The sequence below is a fragment of the uncultured Brachyspira sp. genome (assembly GCF_910588665.1).
GTDB lineage: Bacteria > Spirochaetota > Brachyspiria > Brachyspirales > Brachyspiraceae > Brachyspira.
Window position 1 is genome coordinate 1 of the sequence record NZ_CAJUPR010000021.1, and the last position, 9,758, is coordinate 9,758.

Here is a 9,758-nt window from a genome sequence, read left to right on the forward strand (position 1 = left end):
GTTCCACTCCTGCAAAGCCATACGATCAGTTGAAAGAAGAAGTTGATCAACTATTCGAGGATTCAAGATCTACGAATACACGTGAACAAAATATGTCAGCGCTACAAAGGTATGATAGCGTAAAAAACGATGTAGAGGGCGCTAAAAATAGTATAACATTTAAAGAGTACTATGATTTAAAGCTACAATTGAATCTAACAGAGTCTAATCTAAAATATTTCAAAAATAAATAACATTGCCAAATAGCCATTAATATTTTATAATCATTATGTAATCGCTTTCAAAAAAGGAGGAATTTAATATGTCTATCAAAGGGAATAATGCTTTATTTTTACGTTTTATTACTACAGTAGTTATGTCAGTTATTTTATTTGGTGCAGTTGGCACAAGTGCTCAAGCTTCAAGTACCTCTCAAGAAGCTTCAACTCAAGTTTTAACAACACAACAAGAACAAAAGATTCCTGAACGAGCATTGTGCCTAATCGGAGGTGGCGGATCTGCAATTCTCGGTTTTGCTTCAGCTGGTCCACTGGGGTATTGGGGAGGAGCTGCAGTAGGTTTTGCTACGTTCTGCCGTGACATCTAATAACAATACTCCCTTTAAATCCAGATTTAGTTTTTGTGTACTAATGTTTTTCATTATTGCATCAAATATTAAAAATAACATGGACCGTGGACTGGTTTTTTGGGGATTAAATATAGCTCTATTAATTTTTGGGTTATGTATTATTTTCTACGGAGTAAAACTCTATAGATCTCAAAAATAAGTAAAATAAACAAGCGACATTTTTAATTTGTCGCTTGTTTATTTTACTCTAAAGCATCTTATCTAAAATAACGTATAACTAGAAACTCGTCGATCATGTTTTGTAGTAGTTTTCTTTGTAAATAGAGACTTATGTCATAACCTTATGAGGTATTTTTTCATATCATAATAATATGGCTACAATGTACAGAGTTACTAAATAAATTTAATTTTTTTCAGTAGGAGTAAGTTTAATCATAAAAGTACTCCATAAAATCAATGCTACGAGTGTTCCAGTGGAAATTGGACCTGGAAATAATAATGTTTTTAAAGTTATCATAAATAGTAAAAAAGAAATGTAAATTTTACCAAATTTTCTTTTATCCATAAGACTATATCTCCTTATAAATAATTAGCTAAAAATGCCAAAAGCTACTCCTGCTACAATAGCTGCTTTACCAGCATAATGACCCAATTGTCCAGCTAATCGATTATAGCCACCGCTAATTTTTGATAAGTCTTCTTCAGAAATATTATTAAACATTTGTAAATTAGTCATACGATCATATCCTTTCATTAAAAAGCATTCAAAAATCCCTTTCCAAAGCTAACAACTGCATCTGTAATATGGTAAACTACACCATGTTTCCCGCCAATAATTACTTGTAAATCAGTAGTAGAAAGTTCTGAAAATTGATTAAATTTAGTTGTATTCATAATACATGTGTCCTTTCAAACTTTTTGTTAACTTTTAACAATTATGAGTATAATCTTTGTACATAAATATTGATATAAAATTTTTAAGTGTACGATTTCTAGTTGTAAACGCAAAAATAATAATTTACTCAACCATTTATAGTCGTTTTTTATGTCTTAACTACTATCTTCTTACTATTAATCCTTGAAAATTTCCAGTGCTGTTTTTATTTTTCTAGTACTAATTTTATGTACAGTACCATTGTTCATTGTTAGAAATTTATTTGATTTATCAATTGCATAAATATTGTCTATATTAACTAGCGTTGTACGGTTACATCTAAAAAAATTTTTATGCGTTGTCTCAATATTTTTAAGATTTCCCAAAATCGTTGTTTTAAAAGAACTGCAAACTAATGAAACCTGTTTATTGTTATTAGTAATGGTCTCTATACTATATACCTGTGATAAAGAGATTCTTTTGAATATTCCATGATCTAGTTCATAAGTAAATTTGTCAATATGCTCATGTGTAATATTTATTTTATATCTAGAAAATGCTATATCGATATTTTCTCGAATTATTTGTGTGAATTTTTCTATAGAGCTTTTTTTTTGTACTATGTCTAATGGTTCAGATTTATTTGCAACAATTTCACGAAATATAAAATCATCATTCGTTAAATATACTATTTCAATAAAATCTAATTTATCTTTCAAAAATTTTCCTATTGATAAATTCTCGGATAATTTATCAGTATCTACAAATAAAAGGAATGATTTTTCGTGATGTTTTTGAATATACTCTAACATTTCTGAAACATCATCAGCTATTAAGGAGATTTCCATATCATATTCACTTTTTGTTGGATTTATCAATATTCTATTTTGAATAATATTTTGTAAATTCTTTCTAAATTCTGGGTTACCTTCTAGAATAAGTGTCGTGAGCATAATATAAAACCTCGCTATATTTTAAAATATTTAACTCTATAGTCACTTAAGTACTGCGCAATGCTTATTTATTTAAAAACTTATCTTTATAATAATTAAAGAAAGTAGTTTTTCCTGTTATAATTGTTGTATTTCCTTGCATGCCATATTTAATAGCTTGTATTTTTTGTTTAGATATAGTTTTAGTGATGGCTGATACTTGATACACTTCTTCACCTTTTATTTTTACAGTAGAAGTACTAATCATATTAATTTGTCCTTCTAAAATCAATACTTTAGAGTTATTAGTTGTTATGTTAAATTTTAGAAGCTGCCCTTTGTGTATAGAAGATATATCTTTCTGTGATATATACGCAGTTAGTTTTACTTTTTTTAAACTATTTAAGTCAGGATATATTTTAGCTAGTGTAGATCCAGTACTAACTTTATTCATACCTAAATAATCAGCATTAACATGTAAAATGCCTGATATAGGTGCAGATATAATAGTATTGTATTGATTACTAATTTTTATTTCTGAATTAAGATCATTAATTAGTTGTTGCAATTTATTTTCTTCTTTTGAGATTTCAGATAGTTTTTCTGATTGTAGAAGTTCTATCTTACTATTATTAATATTTATATTGTAATCTGTTATTTTATTATCTTTCTTAGAATCATTTTGTGATCGTAATATATTGTTTTGTTGATTATAAATACTTATTTGTGTAAGATATGCCTTTAATTCATTATGATATCCAAACTGGTCGGTATAAGAAAAAATATCTATATTTTTTTGAACTCCTAGTTTTAAGATGGATAAACTTTTCAATTGGTTTTCAAGTTGTTCTTTTTGTTTAATCGAATATTTCTTTTTTTCAGAATTTGGATCTTTATAAACTACTAATTTTTCTCCTTTTGTTACATGTTTACCTTCCTTCAAGCTATTTTTTTCAATATCACTGTCCATAGTAGATTGGATAACAGCTTCTTGGCTTACAGGTGAAACATATCCAATACCGTTAATAGCAATTTCTTTTTTGCCTAAAAATAAAAATATAATTATCGAAATAAAGATTATAAAACACGGAATTATTATTAATATTGAAAAATTTTTATACCTATTTGAATAAAATTCACTGCTTTCGAAAAAATTTTGTTCCATAAGATAATTACTCCGTTTAATTATTTATTAAGCTATAATAGATACCTTTTTTAGATAAAAGGCTATCGTGTGTTCCGTACTCTACAATAGAACCATTGTTTAAAACTAAAATTTTATCTGTTTTCTGTGCTATTGATAATCTGTGAGCTATGAATATAATGGTCTTATCGGAAAGTTTAAGTAGATTATCTATTAAATTCTTTTCCGTTAAAGTATCTAATCCGCTTGTTGACTCATCAAAAATTATAACTTGTGCTGTAGATAAAAGAGCTCTAGCAATAGTTAGCCGCTGTTTTTGCCCACCAGATAAAGTACTACCGTCTTCATCTATAAGAGAATTATATTGAAGTGGCATTTTTTCGATATCATCTTTAATCATTGCTAGTTCACATGCTTTATAAATATCTTCCATAGATATATTAGGTCTATTACCTAACTTTAGGTTATCTAAAATCGTCCCTGAAAAAACATATGGACTTTGTGGAACATAATTAACAAAACTCCGTAGTTCTTTTTTATTTACCTTGTGTATATCTTGTCCATCAAATGTTATTTTACCAGAGGTAGGTTTAAAAAAATTAACTAATAATTTTACTAATGTTGATTTTCCAGATCCACTTATTCCTACTAATGTTATTTTTTCATTAGGTAATATTGAAAAATTTACATTATTTAGAATGTCTTTGCCATACCCATATCTATATATAATATTTTCAAATTTTATTTCCTTATTTAATTGTAATCTATGCGCAGCTTTTGCATTTTGATCATATTCACTTTCTACAAGAAATACTTCATTTAATCGATTATTTGCAACTTTTGCACTTTGTAATTTAGGTTGTAAACTTATAATATTTTGTAATGGATTAATAAAATAAACTAGTAGCGCATTGTAAGTTATAAGTTGTCCCAGTGATAATTTGTTTGTCATTACTAGATTTGCACCAATCCAAAGAACAACAAGACTTAAAATTAGCTGTATTCCATTTTTTATGGATCGTTGAAGAATATCTTTTTTTGAATATTCTAAATTTTTTTTCAATAAATCAATAAATTGACTATCTATTCGTTGATATCGCTGTTTTTCGCTATTAAGAGATTTTATTGTCTCAATACCTCTAATATCCTCAATTATTGATGAACTAACAATTGCATTACTTTCCATACTCTCCATATTTAACTTTTCAAAATATTGTGAGAATATTAGTATGATAACAATATATATTGGTAACGTAAGTAATGTTATTAAAAATAATATTGGACTTTGAATAGCTAATACAATGCCTATAATTATGACCGTTCCAACATCTAAAAACATTGAAATTACAGTACTTGCTAAAGCATCTATAATTTTACTAGCATCGTTAAATCTTGAAATTATTTCTCCTGTTTTTCTAGTAGCAAAAAACTCCATTGGTAAATCAAATACATGTTTGATATATCCTAGAACTATATCTATTGATAAACGTTGTCCTAAAATTGTTAGTAAAAATTCTTTAGCATATAGAAAGATAGAATTAAATATATAAAATATTGATAAACCTATTGCTATTATTGCCATTGTATTTTTCGTACCATTAGGTATATATGTATCAATTATAGATTGTAAAAAATATGATCCTACAATACTAATAACTGTCATTAATATAGATGCTGTTATAACATTAGTTAATAGTATTTTATTTTTAAATACATTATGAAATAGAGATAGTAACCCAGATTTCTTTTCTTTAACAGGTTTATACTCAATAGTTGGTGTAATAAATATAGCAACTCCACTCCATTCAGATAAGAACTTTTTTTTTGAAATTCTATTAAGCTTTACATTTGGATCAGGATCTGCAATTAATACGCTGTTTTTATTAGCTGACAACACAACGTAATAATGTAGTAATTTATTATTTTTTACTACGTGTACAATAAATGGATAGGGTAAATTATCTATATCAAACAAGGTCATATCAGCTTGTATAGCTTTAGTTTCAAACTTTAATTTCTCTGCAGTTTTTATAATTCCTAACGCTGTAGTGCCTTCTTTATTTGTTTTAGCTATATTTCTCAAATAAGATATAGAAACATTTGATCCATAATTCTTTAAAATCATTGATAAAGCTGCCACACCACAATCACTTTCATCTATTTGGGGAGTATAATGTTTATAAAATTTGAACATTTAAACTTTCTCTTAACTTTCTAAATAATAAAAAAATTACGCTATTCTTAATATTTTTATAAGTTTATCACAAAAGTAATTTTTTTTAAAGTAGTAATATATCATGTCAATTTTTACAAAAAAGGTTGAACAAATATACAATTTGTCCAACCTTTTAAGTATCAATTTTTTATATTATTAACAATAAAAAAGACCTGATTTAATAATCAGGTCTGCAACCGTACCAATGACCTAAATATATCACTGGCATTTTTATTATACGATACCAATAAAATTTATACAATAGTTATTGATATTTAAAACTTAACATAGTCTAATATCCCACTGAAAATCAAAAAAGTGAAACATACAAAATTAAATGTTATAAAAATTGCAATAGCTTCTGTAACTTTATTATGTGGTAGCCATTGTAATTTTTTCTTTTTTGTATATAACCACCAGTCATTTATAACTAAAGCTATACCATGAATTAAGCCATAAAGTATATAATACCAAGTTTCTCCGTGCCATATACCCATTAATAACATATTAAATATGTATGTTACGTTAGCAACGGTTCTTCTACTTTTGAATATTTTCTTTTTCATTAAAAAGAAAACCGTACGCATATAGACGTAGTCTCTAAACCAAAAAGATAAAGTCATATGCCATCTGTTCCAAAAATCTTTAATATTCTTAGAGATAAAAGGCTTATTAAAATTCATAGGTGTTTCAATTCCCATAATATAGCTAGTTCCGACCGCAAATAAACTATATCCGGCAAAGTTAAAGAATAAATACATACTATAAATATACATGTATTTAATAAGGCTAAACGATATTCCTATAGAAGCAATTACTTCAGCTTTTATTTGTGGAAGTAATAATGTACCAAAAAAATACGAGAGCATAAAATTATATACAAAACCTACAAAAATATACTTTATACCTTTATCTAACATATTTAAATACTTCTCTTTAGAAGGAATATTATAGTAATCACGCTCAAATCTTCTATATCTATCAATTGGTCCAGAAGAGATAGTTGGAAAAAAAGCTAAAAATTGTAGAAAAAACCAGGGATTAAAATTTTTAAGTACTCCATCACGAATTTCCATAATAGTTTGAACAGATTTAAACGTTAGATAACTAATACCTAAAAAACCCAAGTATGAATTTATATTAAAGAAAGGAGTTATCTTTACAATTGCCAGTGGTAAAATCGCAAGAAATACTGATAGACAAAAAATCATAGTATTATTATGTTTTTTTCTATATTTATCATAAATATATACTAATAATGTCTCGAAAGTTAAATATACGATAAGAGCAATACCTTGTTGTATATTTTTTCCACCGAATGATAGATATAGAAAAAATATAAGTATCATAAGTTCATATATTCTAACCTTTTTTCCGTACAAAATCCCAATAACAATGGGAATAAGAGCAATTGCTAAAATTATAAAATATGTAGGATCTTGATAAGGAGTAAATGTATTCATAAAGCCATCCTCAAAAAATAAATTTCCTCTAGAAATATATCTTCTAGAGGAAATAATATATTAATCTCAATCTAACACCAACGATATACCCCTGTAGGCATTCCGTTATTATACACACGACACTTATGCTTCTTTCGCCCACCAATAATTTTTGATGCTTCTACCAAATCAATTTCTCTAAATTTAGAATCTTTAAATGTTTTTTTATTGTTTTTTTTCAAATTCAACACCCCTATCTAATTCATTATAACATTATTCATTCCTAAAAAGCTATAAATACTTTAACTATCAAAAATATTTATTTTTTTAATGGTGCATTATCAATTGTAAGTGTATTCATATTAACGTTAGTATTCACTGGATGAATATCTATTTTATAACCAACAACACAACGCCCCTGTTTTAACGTTGTTATTGTAAATATCATATTGGGATATAACAATCCAGCTTCTTTCAGTGCAATATCTAGAGCCATTTGTTTAAATCGTCCTGCTGGCCATCTTTTAGCTTTTCCATTTTCATCATAACCCAAAAACCATGATTGCCAATCTTCTAAACTTCCTTGTATTACTACATCTGGTGGCATACTCTCTGGATCATTATAGTCTCGCCATTTGCCAAAAGAATTAGCATTCCATAATTTTAGTAACGCCAATGTATACTTAGAACGAACCCTTGATAATTCTGATAGACGAAAAGCATAAAATTTTTCTTTTAGATGAAAAATATATGGCGCTACCTGAGAACTAAATCTAAATTTTATACGACCGTCTTTCATTATCTTAATATAATCAAACAAAGATGACATCAATATTCCTTCTACATCATCTTCAAGTATTCGAATGTATGTTGCTGTATTTTCATTTAATTTTTTAAATGCTACAACAACTCTCTTATAATTTTGACCAGAAATAGTAAGACCTAAATGGTTAACTATCTCATTAATAGTCAATTCATAGACTTTATCGTTTTGATCTTCGCGAGTAACATAGGAAAAACAATAGTCTAAAACTTTATGTTCAAAAGTTCTTAAATTCCCTAACGATTTAGCTAACTCGTTAGCTTGTGTAACTAAATAGTCTTGCCGACTAAGTAAATTATCTAAAGCAACATCCATTTTTTTATTACTAATAATTGCCATATAAACACCTCGAAAACATTTTATATGTATAATAACATATTTTGTGTTTTTGCATATTTTTCATGTACAAAAACATATTTTTCATGTACAAAAACATATTTTTCATGTACAAAAACATATTTTTCATGTACAAAAACATATTTTTAACCTCTGTATTCCTTGATATAACAACCTTTTCAGATGCTCTAATGTATTATAATGTATATAATGTAATCTATAATGTATCTACCGTATATAGCGCGCGCGAAAAGTTTTTTCGAAAAAAAAAAAAAAGTTATTTCTCAAATAACAATATTCTATTCACAAAATAAAAATTTAAATTGCTATATATCTAAAATAACGACAAATAAAAACAGCGGTATCTAAAAAGATACCGCTGAAAGTTAAAATCTATACGTCAGCAATCAGAAACTAATCAGATAGCCAAGCAACAATAAGTTTAATAACTTTTTTAATTGCTAGCTTTAATACAGACAATAAAGCCTTACAAAGCTGTTTTACTTGCTTATTAGGCAAGATCACGAAGATGACAATGAATTTCATCAGGGAAGGAACCTCCTTCCTGTGCAATTCAGGGTGATTAAGCCTGTTAAGTGCACGTAAACAGTTTAACATACCGCTTAAAAATGCTATAATAAGACTATCCGAAGATGATAACGTTAAGTGTACTGTAGGCTGATTACCTACAAACTGTTGTAACGTTACTAAGCTGGGGCATTCAGTCTGAATGCCTCTTTTTCGTGCATAAAACGCTATTAGAGAGGTTTTAAAAGGTGTCTAGTGTAATTATACTAAGACGTCTTTTAAAGCCCGGTAACACCCCTTAAAATGAATTTAAAAGCAAGTTTAGTTTTTAGAAGCCTGCTCATTTTTTGAAAGCCACTGTTGATGGATAAACTCCGTAACAGTTATTTTAGAGCCATCATCATTGGTTAAAGTCCATTTTTTAGCAGTACGCTTAAAGAAATTAAGTTCATCTTGAGTAACCCTTAATTGCCTTACTAATCCTTTTTCCTTTTCGGAAGCAATATTTTGCCTAATCCAGTTAAGAGTTTGATCGGGTGCTAATTTTTCGGCATTTGAACCCTGTAAACTTTCAAGGACTGCTCCTTTCTCAATCAAGCGCTTAGTGCGTTCCTTTCTTTTTTTAGCGTTTAGTTTATTACGTTCAAGTTTGATTTTTTCATTCAAAACTGCTTTTTTCTTTTCAAGTTCTTTAAGCTTAGACTCTGATTTTTTAATACTATTATTTTCCAAAATATCCAACCACCAATCTATAAAATCTAGTTATAAAAAAGTAAATCATAGCGGATAAAAAATGTAAAATGATACAATGTAAATATTAAAAGAAGATCTCTTAGTTTATCTAAGGGCGCACTTACACACACGCAAAGCGTGTATTATTCTCTAACGCTCATTGT

12 protein-coding genes are annotated in these 9,758 nt (G+C 27.6%); 2 read left to right on the top strand and 10 right to left on the bottom strand.

The window, feature by feature from the left end; genetic code table 11:
* A partial coding sequence (locus QZ306_RS10175) for a hypothetical protein (protein WP_295163572.1) occupies positions 1 to 233 on the top strand: 233 nt, incomplete at its 5' end.
* A gap of 68 nt (positions 234 to 301) precedes the next feature.
* Positions 302 to 586 (top strand): hypothetical protein, encoded by a 285-nt coding sequence (locus QZ306_RS10180; RefSeq protein ID WP_135998641.1) that lies wholly within the window; start codon positions 302 to 304, stop codon positions 584 to 586.
* Between the two features lie 385 nt (positions 587 to 971).
* Here the strand turns inward: QZ306_RS10180 and QZ306_RS10185 are convergent, their stop codons facing one another.
* The 10 genes from QZ306_RS10185 to QZ306_RS10230 form a co-directional block, all read right to left on the bottom strand.
* A complete protein-coding gene (locus tag QZ306_RS10185) occupies positions 972 to 1,133 on the bottom strand; it encodes a hypothetical protein (RefSeq protein ID WP_168350715.1) in 162 nt (53 codons plus the stop codon).
* A gap of 24 nt (positions 1,134 to 1,157) precedes the next feature.
* Positions 1,158 to 1,304 carry a bacteriocin gene (locus tag QZ306_RS10190; protein WP_168350714.1) on the bottom strand — a complete coding sequence of 49 codons (147 nt, stop codon included), beginning with the start codon at positions 1,302 to 1,304 and terminating at the stop codon, positions 1,158 to 1,160.
* Between the two features lie 17 nt (positions 1,305 to 1,321).
* Positions 1,322 to 1,462 (bottom strand): ComC/BlpC family leader-containing pheromone/bacteriocin, encoded by a 141-nt coding sequence (locus tag QZ306_RS10195; protein ID WP_135998637.1) that lies wholly within the window; start codon positions 1,460 to 1,462, stop codon positions 1,322 to 1,324.
* Between the two features lie 177 nt (positions 1,463 to 1,639).
* Positions 1,640 to 2,395, bottom strand: coding sequence for a LytTR family DNA-binding domain-containing protein (locus QZ306_RS10200; RefSeq protein WP_135998635.1), 756 nt, complete (start codon positions 2,393 to 2,395; stop codon positions 1,640 to 1,642).
* Between the two features lie 64 nt (positions 2,396 to 2,459).
* Entirely contained in the window at positions 2,460 to 3,539 is a 1,080-nt protein-coding gene (locus QZ306_RS10205; protein ID WP_135998633.1) for an HlyD family efflux transporter periplasmic adaptor subunit, read from the bottom strand.
* Positions 3,540 to 3,555: 16 nt separating this feature from the next.
* The gene (locus QZ306_RS10210; RefSeq protein WP_135998631.1) at positions 3,556 to 5,712 is read right to left on the bottom strand and encodes a peptide cleavage/export ABC transporter; all 2,157 of its coding nucleotides are present in this window, start codon (positions 5,710 to 5,712) and stop codon (positions 3,556 to 3,558) included.
* 296 nt (positions 5,713 to 6,008) lie between these two features.
* On the bottom strand, positions 6,009 to 7,196 hold the full coding sequence (gene dltB, locus QZ306_RS10215) for a D-alanyl-lipoteichoic acid biosynthesis protein DltB (RefSeq protein ID WP_135998629.1): 1,188 nt from the start codon (positions 7,194 to 7,196) through the stop codon (positions 6,009 to 6,011).
* A gap of 71 nt (positions 7,197 to 7,267) precedes the next feature.
* Positions 7,268 to 7,417, bottom strand: a complete 150-nt coding sequence (locus QZ306_RS10220; RefSeq protein WP_168350713.1) for a bactofencin A family cationic bacteriocin — start codon at positions 7,415 to 7,417, stop codon at positions 7,268 to 7,270.
* A 77-nt stretch (positions 7,418 to 7,494) separates the two neighbouring features.
* A complete protein-coding gene (locus QZ306_RS10225; protein ID WP_135998627.1) occupies positions 7,495 to 8,337 on the bottom strand; it encodes a replication initiation protein in 843 nt (280 codons plus the stop codon).
* Between the two features lie 846 nt (positions 8,338 to 9,183).
* Positions 9,184 to 9,594 carry a hypothetical protein gene (locus QZ306_RS10230; protein WP_135998625.1) on the bottom strand — a complete coding sequence of 137 codons (411 nt, stop codon included), beginning with the start codon at positions 9,592 to 9,594 and terminating at the stop codon, positions 9,184 to 9,186.
* Between the last annotated feature and the right edge of the window lie 164 nt (positions 9,595 to 9,758).

Coding starts and splice junctions, on each gene's coding strand:
- QZ306_RS10190 (WP_168350714.1), bottom strand. CDS start 1,304: ATGACTAATTTACAAATGTTTAATAATATTTCTGAAGAAGACTTATCA.
- dltB (WP_135998629.1), bottom strand. CDS start 7,196: ATGAATACATTTACTCCTTATCAAGATCCTACATATTTTATAATTTTA.
- QZ306_RS10225 (WP_135998627.1), bottom strand. CDS start 8,337: ATGGCAATTATTAGTAATAAAAAAATGGATGTTGCTTTAGATAATTTA.
- QZ306_RS10185 (WP_168350715.1), bottom strand. CDS start 1,133: ATGGATAAAAGAAAATTTGGTAAAATTTACATTTCTTTTTTACTATTT.
- QZ306_RS10205 (WP_135998633.1), bottom strand. CDS start 3,539: ATGGAACAAAATTTTTTCGAAAGCAGTGAATTTTATTCAAATAGGTAT.
- QZ306_RS10180 (WP_135998641.1), top strand. CDS start 302: ATGTCTATCAAAGGGAATAATGCTTTATTTTTACGTTTTATTACTACA.
- QZ306_RS10210 (WP_135998631.1), bottom strand. CDS start 5,712: ATGTTCAAATTTTATAAACATTATACTCCCCAAATAGATGAAAGTGAT.
- QZ306_RS10195 (WP_135998637.1), bottom strand. CDS start 1,462: ATGAATACAACTAAATTTAATCAATTTTCAGAACTTTCTACTACTGAT.
- QZ306_RS10200 (WP_135998635.1), bottom strand. CDS start 2,395: ATGCTCACGACACTTATTCTAGAAGGTAACCCAGAATTTAGAAAGAAT.